We start from the raw sequence: 20,101 nt of genomic DNA, 5'->3' as shown, positions 1-20,101 counted from the left end.
TTCATGTCCGATCAGAACGATAAGCTTAAGAACCTGAAAACCTCGTCTGTGGATCGTCGCTTATCGATCGCAAAAGCTTCTTTACTCGCTGGCACACGTTGGGCAACAGCTAACGCGACTTCTATGTTTTCCAATGAGGAAGAAAAAGAAAAAAAACGTAAAAAAGCCATGAGTGATCAAGCCAATTACCTCGTCGCAGAAATCGGTAAGCTCAAAGGGTCGATCGTCAAGATTGGACAAATGATGGCTTTATATGGCGAACATTTTTTACCTGAAGAAATCACACAAGCATTAAATACGCTCAACAATCAAACTGTAGCGTTAGCTTGGCCTGCGATTAAAGTGCATTTGCAAGCACAATTAGGTTCGAGATTAGACGATCTAACCATTGATCATGAGCCGATCGGAACAGCTTCACTAGCACAAGTACATCGCGCTACACGTAAATCCGATGGTTTAGAATTGGTTTTAAAGATTCAATATCCGGGTGTTGCTGAAGCGATTGACTCAGATATGAATCTGTTCAAAAACATGTTGAAACTCACTCGCATGGTGCCGCAAACACGTGAATTTGATCAATGGTTTGATGAAGTTCGTGAAATGATGCATCGTGAAGTGGATTACGGCATCGAAGCAGCCACAACTCGCCGCTTTGCCGCACGTTTAAAAGAAGACCCTCGCTACATCGTTCCTCAAATTGTAAATGAGTTCTGTGCTGAAAAAGTGCTCTGTATGACTTTCGAGCGTGGTGTGCCGATTAACAGTCCTGTTATGCTCTCTCTACCTCAAGAACGTAGAAACCAATTGGGCGAAGCTTCTTTAGAAATTGCTGTACGTGAACTGTTTGAATGGGGTGAAATGCAGACCGATCCAAACTTTGGTAATTATTTGGTTCGCCTAGGCAATGGAGATGATGTAAGAGATAAAATCGTTTTACTTGATTTTGGTGCAATTCGCCAATTTGATGACAATTTACTCTCTGTGGCACGTAACTTGATTCAAGCAGGTTATGAGCACGACAAAGCGGCAATGGTAAAAGCCATGACAGGTTATGAATTTTTTGATGCGATGCCTGAAAGCATTAAACCAGGTATGGCAGATGTGTTTTTGGTTGCAACTGAAGCATTTAGCTGTCCAAGCAACAATCCAAATATGCCAGCAGGCATTATGGATGATCAAGATCGTTATGATTGGAAAAAAAGTCAGCTTCATAGCCGCGTTATGCAACAAGCAGCACAATCCATGGCTTCACGTTACTTCTCGGTGCCACCAAAAGAATTTATGTTTATTAGCCGCAAGTTTATTGGTGCTTATACATTTATGACTGTGATTGAAGCAAAAACCAATGTACGTAAAATGATTCGTCAGTTTGCATAACCCCTCCTCATAAAAGTCATTTTGACCAATCTGATTTGTCAGTTTGGTCAATTTTTTTTAGATTTATTTTTTGGTGATTTCATTTTTTTATTAAAAAACAATTAGATATTATTTAAACATCTTGCAAACTACCCTTTATCTATATCAAATCAACAAGTCAAAGAAGACATAGTCTTTCTTACTCGAACATGTCAGCATAAAATCACAATCATCCTCTAGGATAAAATCATGTCGAATATGATGAATAAAGCTCAAGGTATCGGGCTATCTTTGATCACAAAACTTGCAGGAAGCGATGTGCTTGATCAACTCAAATTACGAAAATTTGTAGAAAAATCATTATATCAAGGTTCAAAAACTGGTTTTAAAGTACTTACAAAAACGCAGAAAGCCTTTAAAGCACAACCTATTGATAAACAACGTTTACCCAATCAAATTAACAAAAATTTATTTGATCTCAGTTTAACTGAAGAACAGCAAATGACTGCGGATGCAATGTCACAATTTGCACAAGAAGTGTTGTATATACTTGCTCATGATGCCGATCACAATGCGCAGTTTCCAGAACAACTCTGGCAACATTTAGTAGACTTAGGCTTAAACTACTATGCTCTACCTGAAGCATTAGGCGGTGTTGCAGCCGAACAAAATATCGTCAGCAATATTCTCATTGCAGAAAGCTTAGCAAAGGGTGATTTTAGTTTAACTGCAGGCTTACTGAGTACATTCAGCGTCATTAATGCCATTACCCGTTGGGGTTCAACTCAAGTCCAGTCGATGTATCTCCCGTGCTTTGCTGAAGATACTGACGTGACCGCAACTTTTGCAGTTCAAGAAGCAACACCTGCATTTAATCCATTCCAATTGAAAACCACAGCGACAGAATCAAATGGTCAAATCCTCATTAATGGTGAAAAAACTTTAGTTGTGCTTGGTGATACTGCCGATGTTTTCTTGGTGAGTGCCGAGTTCGATGGAGAAGCAAATATCTTTGTCGTGCAGTGCGATGACAGTATTTCGATTAAAGCCAATCCAGCTATGGGATTAAAAGCAGCCGAAACCGCAACATTACGATTTAATAACACCCCTGCTTTACCTTTAGGTGATGCAGATTTTGACTACACTGCATTTGTCGACCTGGGCAATCTCATGTGGTGTGCAATGGCTGTTGGTACATGTGAAGCGATCAAGGAATACTGTATCAAATATGCCAATGAACGTACCGCATTTGGTGAGCCAATCTCTCATCGTCAAAGTGTTGCATTTATCATTGCCGATATGGCGATTGAAATTGATGCCATGCGTATGTTGGTGCTAAACGCAGCGAGTTTGGCAGAGGCTGGACAACCCTTCCATCGTGAAGCATATTTAGCTCGTTTACTCTGTGCTGAAAAATCAATGAAAATTGGTACAGATGGCGTACAAATTCTAGGCGGGCACGGTTTTACCAAAGAGCATCCTGTTGAACGTTGGTATCGAGACTTACGCGCAACTGCAATTTTACATTCTGGCTTACATGCTTAACTGATCACCTGAGGATAATACGATGAACTTACAAAATCCTAAAAAATTCAAAATGATGGTCGATCAAGCACATGAAGTCGCGTTGAATGTATTGCGCCCGATTTCTCGCAAGTATGATAAAGCTGAACACGCCTATCCAAAAGAGTTGGATATGCTAGCCTCTTTAGTCGATGGTATGAATGAAGGTGGTGAAGGCATCAATGCGGGTGCGGCTGTTGGACAACGTGGTGCCGCTGAAACAGGCAATAAGAATGGCAATAACATGTCGACTGCACTTGGTATCATTGAGATGTGCTATGGTGATACGGGTTTATTGCTCAGTATGCCGCGCCAAGGTTTAGGTAACTCTGCCATCGCTGCGGTCGCCAATGATGAACAACTTGAACGCTTCAAAAATACTTGGGCAGCGATGGCCATTACGGAGCCGGGTTGTGGATCCGACTCTGCTGCTATTCGTACCACAGCGACTAAAGATGGCGATGACTATATCCTCAATGGTGAGAAAATCTTCGTTACCTCTGGTGAACGTGCTGACTCGGTTGTCGTTTGGGCGACTTTAGACAAAAAACTTGGTCGCGCTGCGATTAAATCCTTTGTTGTACCAAAAGGTACTGCAGGAATGAAGGTAGAGCGTCTAGAGCATAAGTTGGGGATCAAAGCATCGGATACCGCTGTGATTAGTTTCATCGACTGTCGTGTTCCTGCTGCCAATTTACTGGGCAATCCTGAAATTGATGTCGCTAAAGGTTTTGCTGGGGTAATGGAAACCTTTGACAACACTCGACCGCTAGTCGCTGCAATGGCGATTGGTTGCGCTAAAGCTTCATTAGAGCGAATCAAAGAGATATTCAAAGATCAACTTGATCCTGACTATAAAACACCCTATCTCCAAACTTCAAACTTAGCTGCCCAAATTTATCGTATGGAAGCTGAGTGGGAAGCTGCACGTTTGCTAATGATCAAAGCAACATGGATGGCGGATAACAAGAAACCAAACTCCAAAGAAGCCTCGATCGCCAAAGCAAAAGCAGGACGTGTGGGCAATGAAATCACCCTGAAGTGTGTCGAACTTGCTGCAAGCCTTGGTTATGGTGAAGATGAGTTGTTAGAAAAATGGGCGCGCGATTCAAAAATTCTTGATATTTTTGAAGGTACGCAACAAATTCAGCAACTCATTATTGCTCGTCGTGAGTTAGGTAAAACTTCGAGCGAATTGAAGTAATCGAAATCTGTAAAAATATTGCATTAGAAAAGGCTTTCGAGTCTTTTCTTTTTTATTTATTATCTAAGTAACAAGCATAAATTAATAGATGAATAAAATTCGCCTCCACCCTTTAATTTCATTTCCAACAGTCCATTTCACATTAGACAGGAATATAAATTATATTCTATATTATAAAAATAAAAATTAGATGAAAGATATTAAAAACATAGGCTAAAAAAATGAAAGTAGATTATACACAAGATGAAATAGATTCTCGCACCCTTAAACTGATTGTGGGGTTAATTGCATTATTTCTGGCAAGTTTAACAAGTTTTTTAACGCATGGAGAAATCCAATCTATTAGTGAATCTTATCATCATGATGGATTAGTGCGTAATATATTCGTAGGTTGTCTATTCGCAATAGCTTCTTTCCTATTCGCTTACAACGGTCAAGAACCTCAAAAAGAAGCTCTCATTAGTAAAATTGCAGCAGTTTCAGCACTTGGAGTCGCATTATTCCCTTGTAAATGTGAGGTAATGGGTAATGTATGCAAGAATATTAATGAATATAATCAAATAGTTTTTGGAATTATGCATATTATATCTGCGATTGTTATGTTTCTCATTTTAGCTAGATTCTGTCAAATTTTTTACCAAAGGGCAAAAACAAAATTTCTACGAGATGGAAATATCATGGCAAAACGAAGATCTTATATATATCTTATCTCAGGAATTACAATTGTCTTATCAATGTTGATACTAATACTAGATATGTTAATTCAATATTTACCTAATCCCATCATTCTAAATCCTAGACTAGTGTACTGGTGTGAATTTTTTGGACTTGTCGCGTTTGGAATCTCTTGGCTAACATCAAGTAAAATTTTACCATTTATGGCAATGGAACATGAAGAGTTGCACATCTTAAAAAAATAATTATTCTCTCTTGTAGTTCCTGAGAAATATTTCCACATAGGAATTCAGTTTAATTTACGATGATAAGGTAAATTAAACTGAGTCTTACCCTACCGCATCGTCACAAATTCTTCGGCCGAAGTTGGATGAATTGCAACAGTATTATCAAAATCTTGTTTAGTTGCACCCATTTTCAATGCGACTGCAAAGCCCTGCAAGATTTCATCCATCCCCAAACCAATCCCATGGATCCCAACAATCTTCTCTTCTTCACCAACACAAACCAATTTCATTTTAGTTGGCTGTCGATGCTGGGTAATCGCACTAAACATCGCAGTAAAAGATGAGTCATAAACTTTCACTGAATCTTTACCATATTTTTCAATTGCTTCAGCTTCAGTGATTCCAACTGTGCCAATCGGTGGATGGCTAAACACCACGGTTGGAATATTGTCATAGTCCAAATATTCATCAGGCTTATCGTTAAACAGTCTTTCAGATAAGCGACGACCTGCTGCTACTGCAACAGGTGTTAGCTCCATTTTCCCAGTAATATCCCCAACTGCATAGATACCAGCTTGAGTCGTATTTTGAAATTTATCGACTTTGATATAACCCCTTTCATCGAGCTGAATATTGGCTTTATCTAGATTTAAATTTGATGTATCTGGTTTACGCCCTGTTGCCCAAATCAGACAATCGACAGTATGTTGTTCTTCATTTTCCAGATGTAAAATAACTGAACCATCTTGATTCTTTGTGACACGCTTAGGCACTGCCTGCGTATGTACCATGATTCCATCTGTTTGCATCACCTCAAGCAAAGTTTCACTGATGAATCGATCAAAACGACGTACAGGTAAATCCTTACGAATAAACAATTCCACCTTTGAGCCTAAGGCATTCAGAACGCCTGCAAGCTCAACTGCGATATAGCCAGAACCTACAACAGCTGTTCTTTTAGGCAAAGCTGTTAACTCAAAAAAACCATTTGAATCGATGCCATATTCAACGCCATCCAGTTTAGGTAAAGCAGGTTGAGTCCCTGTGGCAATCAAAATATGCTCTGCAGTATAGCGTTCAGTATTGACTTCAATGGTATTTTTATCAATAAAAGTTGCAGCACCATGAATCATATCAACGTTATTATTACTTAGGCTATTTTGATAAGACTGATGAATCCGCTCAATATAAGCTTGTCTATTCTTAATCAAGATCTGCCAATCAAAAGACTCTAGTTTGCTATTGAAGCCATAATCAGGCCCGTATTTTTGGATGGTTTCAGCGACTTGTGCTGCATACCACATGACTTTTTTAGGTACGCAACCAACATTGACACAAGTTCCACCAATTTCGCTCCTTTCAATTAAGGCGCATTTTTTACCGTACATCGCTGCTCGATTCACCGATGCAATACCACCACTACCGCCACCGATCACAATATAATCATAATGTTTTGTCATTTCAGCCTCTTAATATCAGGATTTTTTAGTTTTACGTTATGGATAGGTATACAGCAACAGGATCTAAAAACAGCCCTTTTTTATTTTTTTAATACAAGAAAATAAAAAAACACCGATCATTGCTGATCAGTGTTTTTTGTTTTGGAAGCTTAAAAATTAGTCTGTAACAGCAACTTCAACGGATGCGTGTTCTAAAGACTGGTCAGCCACACCAAATTTTTTCAAAATTTTAGCACGACGTTTTGGATAGATATTGGCTTTGTTTAAATCACCTTTGTAATGATCAAATACACGCTTATCCATCATTTTGAACCAAAGTGGTGGAATCAATGCAGGAAGTAACATGCTTGCATAGCCACTTGGCAACTCTGGTGCTTCATCAAAATGACGTAATGCTTGGAATGGACGAGTTGGATAAGCATGATGGTCTGAGTGACGCTGTAACTGATACAAGAACAAATTGGTCACAATATTATTATTGTTCCAGCTATGTTCTGGCATCGTGCGTTGATATTTCCCATCTGCATTTTTCTGACGCTTCAAACCATAGTGTTCGATATAATTAATAATCTCGAACAAAGTAATGCCATAGAATGCCTGAGTTGCTAAATAAGGAATTACACCCTTACCAAATAAACCAATCATCGAGCCGTGGAATGCTGCACTCATTCCCCAACCTTGAAGTAATTCATTATCTTTAGACCAGAATTCTAAGCCTTTACGTTTTAAACGATTGGTCTCGATCTCGATTGCTGACTTAAAAGAACCGAAGACTGTACGTGGCCAAAACTCATAAAATGTCTCACCCATTTGTGAAGATGCTGGATCTTCTGGTGTCGCCGCACGTTTATGGTGGCCATAAGGATGTTCTATACGGAAATGATTGTACCCTGTTGGAACAAGTGCCAAATGTGACAAAATATGGTCAATGCGATCATGTTTATGGCTGAGTTCATGTGCGGTATTAATCGCAATACCATTAATCGCACCCATTGAAATACCAAGGAAAATTTTATCAATGAATGATGTTTCTTTTCGACTTGTTAAATAACATGCATAAAAATTCGCTGCATACTGTAACGGAATAAAGCTTTTGACTAAACGCGAATAGTATGGATCTTTCTCTAAAAGCTTAATATCTTCTTCAGATGGATTATTGGCATCTTTACCAATGATTGTATCAATTGTTGGAATGACAATATGTAAAACAATCGGCCCACCCAATGCAAAGATTTTCTTCAATGGACGAGGTGCAAATTGGTAACCAGCTAAAATACCAATACCGATTACAGGTAAAGCTGGACTAATTGCCCATAAATAACGTTTACGGTCCAACTCCATTTTTGATTTTGGAATGCTTACTGGCGTAAGTTCATGCTCAACATTTACTGGCGCATTCATCATCTTTTCCATATCTTTTCTATATACTTATATTTTCTAGGAAAATGTAGCAGATTACAGTTGCAAGCGTCCAAAAAACCTATTTCAGCGTCTTTGGCATTTTCCCCCCTGTTTTTGTCCTTTAAGCACATAAACAGATATTGAGTTATCTCCATAGCACTCTATAATTTAAGAATAACTACATCATGTAAAAATCATATGGATGCCCTAAGTAAAATTTTTGCTGATATTCATTTAAACCACACTGAATATATCTACTTGAAAACTCAGGGAGAATGGAGTTTTTTTTGCCAAGATCAAAGCGCTTTGATTGTGCATATTGTTTTGGTTGGTTCGGTTTATATTCAAATTGATGCTCAGAACAGTTTGACTGCTCATGCTGGGGAAATTGTGATTATTCCTTCTGGGAAAGCGCATATTGGTGCAGACAATGCGATTACCAAGCTCGTTGATGCGATTGATATTTCAAAATTCTTCGATGGTCACAAAGAAGATGCCTTAGAGTTTGGTACAGAATCTTCGAATAAAAATCTAATTTTAACGATCCGTTGCCAAATTGATACCATCATGGCACGCCCTTTTGTTCAAGCACTTCCGTTATTGATTCATCTGCAACAAGGAGATGCGACCGCACCTGAATGGTTACAAATAGGATTGCATTTCCTAGCATTGGAAACTCAGAATATTCAGGCAGGTCGAGACATTATCATTGACCACTTGGTGAATATTTTATTGATCAAATGTATACGTGATCATATCCAACAAATATCAACTCAACACGGCTGGCTCAGTGCACTCAACCATCCTGAACTCAGTAATAGCTTAGCTGCAATTCACAACCATCCCGAAGATGCTTGGACAGTCGAATTATTGGCAGAACAATGCTGTATGTCACGCTCAAAGTTTGCCAGTTTATTCCATGAAGTTATCGGCGAATCACCGCTAGCCTATTTACAACAACATCGGATGCGTTTAGCCAGCCAATATCTACGAAAAAGCAGTTATTCGATTCAACAAATTGCAAATAAAGTCGGATATTCATCGGAAACTGCCTTTAGTCAAGCGTTTAAAAGAACCTTTGAAGTATCACCTAAACAATATCGACAACAATTCATTGAGGACGACGACTAAAATGCAAAAAAGACACCTCAGTGTCTTTTTTCTTATCTATTAACCGCACTGAATCAATTAACGCACAATACCGCGCGTTGATTTTTCTAAAGAGTCAATAAATAGTTGCGCTTCTGGTGTATTCACCAGTACTTCATTACGAATCTGTTCAATAGCCTGCTCAGAGGTGAGGCCAGACTTATAAATCAGTTTATAGGCAGCTCTTAAGCCTTGAATGGTATCTCTTGACCAGCCTTTACGTCGCATACCTTCAATGTTCATACCATATGCATGCGCTGGGTTTCCTGATGCCATCACATAGGCAGGAACATCTTTGAGAATCAATGCAGCACCACCAATCATACTATATGAATCAATACGGCAAAATTGATGAATACCAGCATTACCACCGACAATAATATGATCACCAACATGTACATGGCCTGCAACGCCGACATTATTGGCAAAAATATTGTGATTCCCAATCACACAATCATGTGCGATATGGGTATTCACCATAAAGAGGTTATGACTACCAATCTTGGTAATGCCTTTATCCTGAACTGTACCTCTATGCAAGGTACAATGCTCACGGATAATATTGTGGTCGCCAATTTCCAACCACGTTTCTTCACCTTGATATTTCAAATCTTGGCAAATTTCCCCAACACTAGAGAATTGGAAAATATCATTATTTTTACCAATCCGCGTAAAACCACCAATCACTACATGTGAGTGTAATTTTGTCCCCGTGTCAATACTTACATTTGGGCCTACAATACAATACGGTCCAATCTGCACATCTGATGCGATTACTGCAGATGGATCGATAATAGCTGTAGGATGTATTAAATTTTGACTACTCATGCCTGCTCAATTTTTTGGTGTGAAATAATAATCTCTGCCGTTGCAGCGATAATACCGTCAACGCTTGCAGTACAATTGTACTTGTAAATGCCGCGTTTTTGCATAACAAGTTCAGATTTTAAGATAAGCTGGTCACCAGCAACAACCTGTTTCTTAAATCTTATTTTTTCTGCACCAGCAAATAAGAACAACGAACCCGCTTTTGGCTTTTGATTTGTTAATACAAAACCTAATATACCAGAGACCTGTGCTAAAGCTTCAATGATCAATACACCAGGCATAATCGGATAAGTGGGAAAATGTCCTTGAAGAAACTCTTCATTAATAGACACATTCTTATAACCGACAATGCTGTTTTCAGTCACTTCAGTCACACGATCAACTAATAAAAAAGGATAGCGATGAGGTAAATATTCGCGAATGGTCAAAATATCCATTGGCAATTCAGGCATTGTAAATGTTGGTAATGTAGATTCGGTCATAATAAATTATTTACGTAACTTAAGGGTTGATTCAAGGGACTCTAATTGAGCTTGCATATGATCGAGTCTTTTCGTGATTTGGGTCAATGGCACATCTGCTAATTGTCTTAACCGCACAATGGTCTTTTTCCAATGACTATTTTCAAAAAGTCCAACACCAGAAGAATACGTTCCAGCTTCATAAATATTTTTTGTGACCATTGACATTGCTGTAAGTGTCACATTATCCGTGATTTCAAGATGCCCAACCACCCCACAGGCTCCACCTAGAATACAGTTTTTGCCAATTTTCGTACTGCCAGCGATTCCACATTTCGCTGCAATTGCTGTATTTTCACCAATATGTACATTGTGAGCGATTTGCACAAGGTTATCAATAATGACACCATCTTTCAAAATCGTGTCATCCAAAGCACCTCGATCAATACTACAATTTGAGCCAATACGCACGTCATTACCGATCTGAACTGAACCAAGTTGAGCAATTCGATGCCATTTCCCTTCATAAGGTGCAAAACCAAAGCCTTCTGTCCCGATCGCAGTATTTGCATGGATCCGAACACGGTCTTTTAATGTCGCTTGTCCCGTAATGGTGACATGAGCATCAATAAAGCAATCTTTGCCGATCTCAACACCGTCATCAATAAATGAATGGGCTTGAATAATTGTATTTGCTCCAACCACACAGTTTTCGCCAATGATCACATAATGTCCAATATAAACATCATCGGCAATGATTGCTGAGGGATGAATTTGAGCCGTGCTTTCAATACCACGCTGGAGGATTTTTGCTTCAAATATATGCGTGAGAACTGCAAATGCTAAATAAGGGTTATCAACAACGATAAAATTTTTCTTTTGTGGAAGTTGCTGCTTCAATGTTTCCGTGACGATATAAACACCTGCATGACTTGCTTCTGCTTGGGCTAAATATTTTTCACCATTCACAAAACTAATATGCTGGTTCTGAGCCAGCTCTAAACTTGCCAAATTAGAAATTTGAAAGTCTTTTTCACCAAAAAACTCACCTTTTACAAGGTGAGCAAGTTCTTCTAAACGATAACGGCTTCTATTCATTGATTATTTCATTGCATTAACCTTTTGAATCATTTTATCAGTTAAATCATACTTAGCGTCAGAGGCAATCGTAGAATTTTTATTCATAATAAAGTCTAAATTGTTTTCTTTACGCAGTTGTTCGGCTGCTTGCTTAACACGATTTTCAAAAGTCGTATTCATGGTTTGCAAACTTGACTGAACTTTAGTCTGTAAACCTTGTTGAGTCGTATTGAACTCATTTACTTTTGCTTGATATTGTGCAGAAAGTTTTTGTAAATCAGCTTGATTTGCAGATTGCGCTCTTTGTTGCAAACTCTCGATTTCTTTGCCTAACTGTTCCAATTTGGTCGATGTCGGTTTTACCGATTGACCGAGACTGGCGTTCTGCTGTTTCAAATAGGTACTACTTTCAACAACTTTTGCTAAATCGACGACAGCAATACTTGCTGCATTACTCATCGCAGATATCGTTAAACCTAAACCGAACATGACAGCGGTTAATGTTTTCATGATTCCATCCTTTGTATATTTTTCAAAAATTAAACAAGGTCGTACTTAGAATGTACGACCAATTTCAAATTGGATTGATTTAGTGTCATCACCCTTCTTGTCATTAAGCGGGTAAGCATAACTCAGCGATAACGGTCCAATCATAGTGATCCATGTAAAACCTGCACCAACACTGTAGCGCATATTTCCAGCATCAAAGTTGTAGTTGTCTTTACAGTATTGTTTTATATCGACATTGCTACCATTTACTGAAATGTTACCTTTAGGCACATCACATTTCGTATCAAATACTTGTGCACCTTCAGCAAACAGTACAGGTCTGACTTGACGTGCCCAATCCCCTTTGAATGGCACAGGTAGTGCGAGTTCAGTACCAAACTGGACTAGTGCATTACCACCCACTTCTTCAGGATCTGGGTCATTTCTACCTGTTTCTTGGAAAATAACACTTGGATATTTTGGACCCAAAGAGCTGTTGTCATAGCCACGAACTGAGCCATAACCACCTGCATAAAAGTTCTTATAGAATGGTAGATCATTACCAAAACCTAACTTACCATATCCCCGAAGTACAAAACCTTTTGGTAATGATTTAAATGCTTGCGCATCATAAGTTAGTTTTTGATAGTCAACATCACTACCTGGAAGACCGACTTCTAAACCAACGCGATGCGACATACCTGACGTCGGGAAAACTGGTCGGTTAAGCGTATTATATGACCAACCCAAATTAAGTGTGTACGTTAAGAACTCACCCTCAAAAGCATTACCGTATTCTTTTAAATTTAAAGCATCAAAACTTTCATTCACACAATGAGTGGGTAATTCATATCCTTCTGGTGGATTAGGTGGTATTGGTTTCTCTTTGGCAATATCAATTTCTTTTTGTGATTTATATTCACCTTCACAGAATGAACTTGAACCTGTCTTTTTACCACCATTCGATAATAGATAGTCACGAATATAAGTAGATACGTTTGGCCCCGTTCTGACTTTAGTCTTATCAATACCCACCGAAGCACTTAAACTTTGATTTTCATCAATAGGATAACCAAAGCTTAAACTACCGCCCAAACTATCAGTCACGTAGTTATTGACGTTAAAGTCTTTATTTAGCTTGGTTTTACGATAGTAAACATTATAACCACGACTCACACCATCAATCGTGAAATATGGATCAGTCACACTGAGATTATAATAATCTTGTGTTTCAGAGCGTGATAGATCGACTGCAACACGGTTTCCCGTACCCATAAAGTTAGTTTGACTTAAACCTGCTTGGAAAGTCACACCACCATTTTGAGAGTAACCAACTGCCAAAGTTGTTGTTCCCGAATGCTGCTCTTCAACAGCGACATTTAAATCAACTTGGTCAGGTGTGTTTGGTACACGAACAGGCTTAACATCAACGGTTTTAAAGAAGCCTGTACGCTCTAAACGAATTTTTGATAAATCAATTTTTTCATTACTTGCCAATGCACCTTCCATTTGGCGCATTTCACGACGTAAAACCTCATCCGCGGTCTTATTATTACCTGTGAAGTTAACACGACGTACCGTAACTTGTTGCCCCGGATTGATATAGTAATTCAGATTCACCAACCCAGTTTGGTTATTAATCTCAGGTACGACATTTACCTCAGCGTAATAATAACCAGCATTACCATACTTTCTCAGTAATAGTTGCTTAACGGCATTCACTCTTTCTTGTGAATAGGTTTCGCCATCTTTATATAGTTTTAGTGCTTTTAGTTCTTCAGGCTTATAAAGTGCATCACCTAAGAATTTGGTCTCGCCAAACTTAAATTGACTACCTTCATCAACAGAAACTTCGATAAAGATATTCTTTTTATCTTCACTGATATTCAGTTGTGAATTAATAATATTAAAATTGATATAACCTTTGTTGAGATACAACGCACGTAAAGCTTCTAAGCTTGCTGCCATTTTCTCACGTGCATAGCGGTCATTACGGGTAACAACAGAAGCCCAGCCACTTTCTTTTACTGCGAAAGCTTGCTTGATATCGCTGTCACTAAATACAGTATTACCAATGATATTAATATCGAATACTTTAGCTGCTGTTCCTTCGTTGAAGTTCAATAACAACTCAACACGGTTGTTTGGTCGTGCAACTGTTTCTACTGTCACATCAGCATCATAACGACCTTGCTGGGTATACTGTTGTTCAAGTTCAGTTTCAATGATCTGTAGCGCAGACTTCTTGAACACTTCGCCCTCAGCGATTCCCATCTTCTTCAATCCTTGTTCCAAAGCTTCTTTTGGAATAAGTTTATTTCCTTTAAATTCCAACTTGGAAATCACTGGACGTTCGACGACTTTGAACACCAATACATCGCTTTCTTTATAGACTTTAATGTCATCAAATAAACCTGATGCATATAAACTACGAATAGCCTCAGCAATCATTGGATCATTGACACGATCACCACTATTTATTGGCAACATCGAATAAATACTTGCAGGTGTTAAACGCACTAGCCCATCAATTCGTATATCTCGTGCAAGAAACTCATCTGCTGCGTATGCTTGTTGTACCACTGCCATCGCACTGACCAGTGCCAAAGGCATTAATAAATGTGTGTGACGCATGCCCATATATTTTCCAGTAAGTTAAATTCCATTTGCGTTTTTTATAAACGCATGAAGTCGTTAAATAAAGCCAAAAGCATCATGCTACCGAGCAGTACCATACCAACTTTTAGACCCAATATCTGTATTTGTTCGGAAACAGGTTTACCACGAATGAGTTCAATAAAGTAATAAACCAAATGTCCACCATCAAGCATCGGAATCGGCAATAAGTTCAAAATTCCTAAACTCACACTCATCAGTGCCATAAAGGAAATAAATGTCTGCCATCCCATTTCTGCACTTTGACCTGCAACTTTAGCAATGGTGATTGGTCCTGACAAATTATCTAGCCCAATTAATCCACGTACCATTTTGACGATCGAGTTAAAAATCATACTTGAAAGCTGTACGGTTTTATCAACCGCGACACCAAAAGCCTGCAAAGGTGAATACTGAATGGTTTGCTTATAGTCATTCGGAATCGTGACTTGACCTGCATCACTCTTCACTCCCAGTACACCAGTCACATTGCCCATATTGTCACGTTGACCACGGGGTATCATCTGTAAATGTACCAGCTCACCTTGTCGCATCACATCAATATTCAATAACTTTTCAGGTGATTTTTGAACCACACTCACCACATCAAACCAGTCTTTCATGGCAACATCATTAATTGCCACAATTTGATCGCCTTCTTTCATCCCTTGGCGAATCGCAGTGCCATCAGCAGTCAGTTCTTTCACGACAGCAGGGATCATTGGACGATAAGGCAGGAAACCCAATGCGTCTAAAGGTGATTGACTTTGATCTTTGAGAAAGTTTTGGATCGACAAGTTAAATTGTTTTTCAGTACCGTCTCGCTCAACCAGCACCGACACTTGACCAGATTCACCCACACGGTTAATTAAAGCAAAGTTTAATTTTTCCCATGTCGGCGTCGTTTGACCATCCACAGCTAGAACTTTATCACCGACCTGTAGATCGACCTGAGCGGCAGGTGTATTTGGCATGATTTTACCAATACGCGTATTCAACTGTTCTTGTGCAGGTAGGAACAAAATCCAAAATAAAAAAACTGCAAAAATGAGATTAATTAAAGGACCCGCAGCAACAATTGCAATACGCTTCCACGGTGGCTGTCGATTGAATGTATAAGGAAGGTCTTTTTCTGCGACATTTCCCTCACGCTCATCCAACATCTTGACGTAACCACCTAAAGGCAGCGCAGAAAGCTGATATTGAATACCAGATTTTTTAGATTGCCATTTCAGTAAAGTTGGACCAAAACCAATCGAATAAACTAAAACTTTTACACCAAGCTTGCGTGCAACCCAATAGTGACCAAACTCATGAATTGCGATCAGAGGCCCAAGCAGTAAAATCGCTGCAACAATCATAAATAGTGCATTCATACGATTTAGCCTCCTATATCCACAATGTTTTTCTCTGCAATCCGTCTAGCGATCATATCAGTATGCAAAATGATGTCTATATTTTCTGCTTTAGCATTTTGTACAGCTTCTAAACTCTGTTCGACAACTTGAGCAATTTGCGTAAAACCGATGCGGTTTTGTAAAAATGCAGCCACTGCAATTTCATTTGCTGCATTCAAGATCGTAGGTGCTAAACCACCTGCTCTCATCGCCTGACGTGCTAGATTTAAAGCAGGAAACTTAACTTCATCAGGTGCTTGAAAGTCCAACTGAGCTGTCGCAAATAAATCCAATGCAGGAACATGTGTTTTTAGACGCTTTGGCCATGCCAATGCATGTGCAATCGGCGTACACATATCGGGGTTACCCATTTGTGCCAAAGTTGAACCATCCACATATTGAACCATTGAATGAATGATACTTTGTGGATGCACAACAACTGTAACAAAATGTTCTGATATTGAAAACAAATGGCATGCTTCGATCAGTTCTAGACCTTTATTCATCAAAGTCGCTGAGTCTACTGAGATCTTTTGTCCCATCGACCAGTTTGGATGTTTGCACGCTTGTTGTGGTGTTACTGCACTTAATTGTTCTAAAGTGTGATTGAGAAATGGGCCACCAGAGGCAGTCAACAAAATACCAGAAACGCCTAGCTGTGGCTGCCCTGTTCGTTCAGTGGTTAAGTAATCATGCGGTAATGATTGAAAAATCGCATTATGTTCAGAATCTACGGGTAATAGCAATGCATTATGCTCACGTGCAGCCTGCATCATAATGTCACCCGACATCACTAATGCTTCTTTATTAGCAAGTAATACACGTTTACCCGCTTTAACTGCGGCAAGTGTCGGCAATAAACCAGCAGCACCAACGATCGCTGCCATGACAATATCAACGTCAGGATGTTCAGCAATCTCAATTAAGCCAGTTTCATCCGAAAGAATTTCAATTTGTTTTAAATTTTCTTGGTTAAAACGCTGTTGCAGTTCACTGACTTTTTCATTCGGTACCACAACAATTTTAGGATGAAATTTTCTACAAATCTCTAAAAGCTCATCTAAACGACTATAAGCAGAAACCGCAAATATAGTGTATTGCTCTGGGTGCTGCGCTAATACTTTTAAAGTACTTTGTCCAATTGAACCTGTCGCACCCAATATACAAACAGCTTGTGTCATTTATAGATCTACACCAATAAGTTTTAAGATATACAACCCTGTTGCAAAAATCGGGGCAGCTGCGAGCAAAGAATCTATTCGATCGAGCACACCACCATGTCCAGGGAGTACGCGACCAGAATCTTTAATCCCAGCACGGCGTTTAATCATCGACTCGAACAAATCGCCCAATACTGAGGCAAACACGGTAATGATAGAGAGTATTAAGAATAAGACGAGCTGTACAGTGGTTAAATCTAAATAAAAATACTGAACAACCAACATAATAATCACAGTCGTTGCAATACCTCCATACAATCCCTCTAGGGATTTGTTTGGACTTACAAAAGGTGCAAGTTTCTTTTGACCAAATTTACGTCCAACAAAATAAGCACCACTGTCCGCGCCCCAAACCAGCAAGAACAAATACATCAGCCACCACGGCGAGCTAAACCATAGGGCATACAATGCAGTGACTGCAGCAGAAATTAAGATAAAGCCAATGATATATAATGATGGATTGTACCAACCATCTGATTCAGGAAAGTTTTTAACCCAATAAATACTTCCCAACCAAGTGAGAATAGAAGCAGCCCAAAGCAGTAATGCCACATCATCGTAGAACAATGCCAGTGCCGATACCAGTGCTACACAACCACCATACAACCAAGCCTTAGGTTTTGGCACAGCGGTCGCAGTACGTGGCATAAGCTTAAACCACTCATAACCTGCCACCCCCGCAGCTAAAATCATAAGCATAAACATTGGATAATGTGATTGCGTTGCAAACATGCAACTTAAAACAACAGCAACTAACACCAATGCGGTAATAATCCGCTCTAACATTATTAATTCTCTATTTTCGCTTGTTGAATCTGTTCAGATGTCTTACCAAAACGTCTTTCACGTCCCGAAAAAACGCGAAACGCATGATCTAATTCTTTAATTGTAAATTCTGGCCATAAAGTCTCAGTAAAATACAATTCTGCGTATGCTGCTTGCCAAAGTAAGAAATTAGACAACCGATAGTCACCACCAGTACGGACCAACAAATCGACAGCAGGTAGATCATTTAGACTGACATATTTATCAAATAAATCAACATTTATCTGATCTGTTTGAAGTTTTCCAGCCAGTGCATCCTCAGCAATACATTTTGCAGCATGAGCCATATCCCACATACCACCATAACTTACGGCGATAGAAAGTGTCATGGAATCAAAAGCTGCGGTTTTCTGCTCTGCCACTTGCATTAAATCACGCAACTCATTTGACAAACGAGAACGATCCCCAATGAAACGCAGTGCAATGTTGAACTTTTCCATCCGCGGAAGCTGCTCATGAATGGTTTCTTCAAGCAATTGCATGAGCAAATCAACTTCGTATTGGGGACGATTCCAATTCTCACTGGAAAATGCAAAAACGGTTAACGCTCGAACACCCATTTTTTTACAATGTTCGACGATAGGATCTAAGACATTTTTGCCTTCGCGATGCCCATCACCTTTTTGCATTTGCTTTTTTTTGGCAAAACGATTGTTGCCATCCATAATGATGGCAACATGTTGAGGAAGAAGCGGTTCTTCTTGCAAGGTCATAGAATTAGACCTTCATCAATTCTGCTTCTTTTGCCGCAAGACGTTTATCAACCTCTGCAACATATTTATCTGTAATTTTTTGGATATCATCACCTGCACGACGATCATCATCTTCAGAAATTTCTTTTTCTTTCAATAATGATTTGATGTCACCCAAAACATCACGACGAATGTTACGAATCGCGATTTTTGCATTCTCAGCTTCTGTACGTGCTACTTTTTGCATGTCACGGCGTGTTTCCTCAGTCAAAGCTGGTAACGGAACACGAATAGAATCAGCAGTGATTGGATTCAATCCCAAGTCACTTTCACGAATCGCTTTATCAATTGCAGAAACCATTGTACGTTCAAATGGCTGAACGACTAGCGTACGCGAATCTTCTACACCTACGTTAGCAACTTGGTTAAGCGGCACGTCAGAACCATAGTAAGAAACCATTACACCATTTAAAATAGATGGATGAGCACGTCCAGTACGAACCTTTGCAAACCCCTGCTCTAAAGATTCAAGGGTTTTCTGCATACGCTGTTCGCTGTCTTTTTTGAGATCGTTAATCATATGATCTTCCTTACTTATTCAATAGGTATTACAAGAAAATTATGCGTAGTATAAAGAGCTTTATGCTGCACGTATATTAGTTGGTGACGTGAGTACCTTCTTTTTCGCCCATTACGACAGAAAGTAATGCACCAGATTTATTCATATCGAATACTTGGAGTGGAACATTGTGGTCACGACACAAGCAAATCGCAGTCAAATCCATAACACCCAATTTCTCATCAAGCACTTGATCGAAAGTTAAGTGATCATATTTAACCGCATCATCATATTTACTTGGGTCTTTATTATAGACACCATCAACCTTGGTTGCTTTAAGGATCAAGTTCGATTCGATCTCAATACCACGCAAACACGCTGCTGTATCCGTCGTAAAAAACGGATTACCTGTGCCTGCAACAAATACACATACTTCGCCTTGGCTTAGATAACGAATTGCATCACGACTAGAATATGACTCAACCACTGTACCGATCTGTAACGCAGACATTAAGCGAGTTTTAATATTACGGCGTACCAATGCATCACGCATTGCCAAACCGTTCATTACTGTTGCCAACATTCCCATTTGGTCACCCGTTACGCGACCGACCAAACCATCTTTTTGCAATTGGCTACCGCGATATAAGTTACCACCACCAACCACAATACCCACCTGCACACCTAAACCAACTAAGTGCGCAATCGACAATGACATTTGATCGAGTACTTGGGCATCAATACCCATATCTTTATTTCCTGCTAGCGCTTCACCAGAAAGCTTGAGCAAGATACGTGCATAACGTGGATTCTTAGAAGTTGACATACTTTTATACTCCAAACCGAACAATCTCAAAAAT

At 39.3% G+C, this 20,101-nt stretch carries 18 protein-coding genes; 5 read left to right on the top strand and 13 right to left on the bottom strand.

Annotated elements, in window-relative coordinates; all coding sequences use genetic code 11:
- Positions 1 to 3 precede the first annotated feature (3 nt).
- From F991_RS09885 to F991_RS09870, 4 genes are all read left to right on the top strand, one after another.
- Positions 4 to 1,377: an ABC1 kinase family protein gene (locus F991_RS09885; RefSeq protein ID WP_004670989.1), complete on the top strand. Its 1,374-nt coding sequence runs from the start codon at positions 4 to 6 to the stop codon at positions 1,375 to 1,377.
- 237 nt (positions 1,378 to 1,614) lie between these two features.
- Positions 1,615 to 2,901 carry an acyl-CoA dehydrogenase family protein gene (locus F991_RS09880; protein ID WP_171063475.1) on the top strand — a complete coding sequence of 429 codons (1,287 nt, stop codon included), beginning with the start codon at positions 1,615 to 1,617 and terminating at the stop codon, positions 2,899 to 2,901.
- A 22-nt stretch (positions 2,902 to 2,923) separates the two neighbouring features.
- On the top strand, positions 2,924 to 4,123 hold the full coding sequence (locus F991_RS09875) for an acyl-CoA dehydrogenase family protein (protein WP_004670985.1): 1,200 nt from the start codon (positions 2,924 to 2,926) through the stop codon (positions 4,121 to 4,123).
- Between the two features lie 221 nt (positions 4,124 to 4,344).
- Positions 4,345 to 5,043: a hypothetical protein gene (locus F991_RS09870; RefSeq protein WP_004670983.1), complete on the top strand. Its 699-nt coding sequence runs from the start codon at positions 4,345 to 4,347 to the stop codon at positions 5,041 to 5,043.
- Positions 5,044 to 5,132: 89 nt separating this feature from the next.
- Here F991_RS09870 and gorA read toward each other — a convergent pair whose 3' ends face one another.
- Together gorA and F991_RS09860 are read right to left on the bottom strand one after the other, a co-directional pair.
- On the bottom strand, positions 5,133 to 6,485 hold the full coding sequence (gorA, locus tag F991_RS09865; protein WP_004670981.1) for a glutathione-disulfide reductase: 1,353 nt from the start codon (positions 6,483 to 6,485) through the stop codon (positions 5,133 to 5,135).
- Positions 6,486 to 6,641: 156 nt separating this feature from the next.
- Positions 6,642 to 7,886 carry an alkane 1-monooxygenase gene (locus tag F991_RS09860; protein WP_004670979.1) on the bottom strand — a complete coding sequence of 415 codons (1,245 nt, stop codon included), beginning with the start codon at positions 7,884 to 7,886 and terminating at the stop codon, positions 6,642 to 6,644.
- Between the two features lie 198 nt (positions 7,887 to 8,084).
- On the opposite strand from F991_RS09860, the gene F991_RS09855 reads away from it, so the two are divergent.
- The gene (locus F991_RS09855) at positions 8,085 to 9,017 is read left to right on the top strand and encodes an AraC family transcriptional regulator (protein WP_004670977.1); all 933 of its coding nucleotides are present in this window, start codon (positions 8,085 to 8,087) and stop codon (positions 9,015 to 9,017) included.
- Between the two features lie 57 nt (positions 9,018 to 9,074).
- Here the strand turns inward: F991_RS09855 and lpxA are convergent, their stop codons facing one another.
- The 11 genes from lpxA to pyrH form a co-directional block, all read right to left on the bottom strand.
- Entirely contained in the window at positions 9,075 to 9,863 is a 789-nt protein-coding gene (gene lpxA, locus F991_RS09850) for an acyl-ACP--UDP-N-acetylglucosamine O-acyltransferase (RefSeq protein ID WP_004670976.1), read from the bottom strand.
- Positions 9,860 to 10,345 (bottom strand): 3-hydroxyacyl-ACP dehydratase FabZ, encoded by a 486-nt coding sequence (gene fabZ, locus F991_RS09845; RefSeq protein ID WP_004670975.1) that lies wholly within the window; start codon positions 10,343 to 10,345, stop codon positions 9,860 to 9,862. Before fabZ ends, lpxA begins: the two co-directional genes overlap by 4 nt.
- Positions 10,346 to 10,351: 6 nt before the next feature.
- A complete protein-coding gene (lpxD, locus tag F991_RS09840) occupies positions 10,352 to 11,422 on the bottom strand; it encodes a UDP-3-O-(3-hydroxymyristoyl)glucosamine N-acyltransferase (RefSeq protein ID WP_004670974.1) in 1,071 nt (356 codons plus the stop codon).
- Between the two features lie 3 nt (positions 11,423 to 11,425).
- Positions 11,426 to 11,914: an OmpH/Skp family outer membrane protein gene (locus F991_RS09835; protein ID WP_004670973.1), complete on the bottom strand. Its 489-nt coding sequence runs from the start codon at positions 11,912 to 11,914 to the stop codon at positions 11,426 to 11,428.
- 45 nt (positions 11,915 to 11,959) lie between these two features.
- Entirely contained in the window at positions 11,960 to 14,533 is a 2,574-nt protein-coding gene (bamA, locus tag F991_RS09830; protein WP_004670972.1) for an outer membrane protein assembly factor BamA, read from the bottom strand.
- 35 nt (positions 14,534 to 14,568) lie between these two features.
- Positions 14,569 to 15,924 carry an RIP metalloprotease RseP gene (gene rseP / locus F991_RS09825; protein WP_004670971.1) on the bottom strand — a complete coding sequence of 452 codons (1,356 nt, stop codon included), beginning with the start codon at positions 15,922 to 15,924 and terminating at the stop codon, positions 14,569 to 14,571.
- 5 nt (positions 15,925 to 15,929) lie between these two features.
- The gene (gene ispC, locus F991_RS09820) at positions 15,930 to 17,126 is read right to left on the bottom strand and encodes a 1-deoxy-D-xylulose-5-phosphate reductoisomerase (RefSeq protein ID WP_004670970.1); all 1,197 of its coding nucleotides are present in this window, start codon (positions 17,124 to 17,126) and stop codon (positions 15,930 to 15,932) included.
- Positions 17,127 to 17,951, bottom strand: a complete 825-nt coding sequence (locus F991_RS09815; RefSeq protein ID WP_004670969.1) for a phosphatidate cytidylyltransferase — start codon at positions 17,949 to 17,951, stop codon at positions 17,127 to 17,129. It abuts the gene before it with no gap.
- Positions 17,952 to 17,953: 2 nt separating this feature from the next.
- A complete protein-coding gene (gene uppS / locus F991_RS09810) occupies positions 17,954 to 18,703 on the bottom strand; it encodes a polyprenyl diphosphate synthase (RefSeq protein ID WP_004670968.1) in 750 nt (249 codons plus the stop codon).
- Between the two features lie 4 nt (positions 18,704 to 18,707).
- The gene (frr, locus tag F991_RS09805; RefSeq protein ID WP_004670967.1) at positions 18,708 to 19,262 is read right to left on the bottom strand and encodes a ribosome recycling factor; all 555 of its coding nucleotides are present in this window, start codon (positions 19,260 to 19,262) and stop codon (positions 18,708 to 18,710) included.
- Between the two features lie 76 nt (positions 19,263 to 19,338).
- Positions 19,339 to 20,067, bottom strand: a complete 729-nt coding sequence (pyrH, locus tag F991_RS09800) for a UMP kinase (RefSeq protein ID WP_004670966.1) — start codon at positions 20,065 to 20,067, stop codon at positions 19,339 to 19,341.
- Positions 20,068 to 20,101 lie beyond the last annotated feature (34 nt).

This window comes from Acinetobacter sp. CIP-A165 (assembly GCF_000367985.1).
In the GTDB taxonomy this organism is placed as follows: Bacteria; Pseudomonadota; Gammaproteobacteria; order Pseudomonadales; family Moraxellaceae; genus Acinetobacter.
This window is presented reverse-complemented; position numbering and strand designations above follow the sequence as displayed.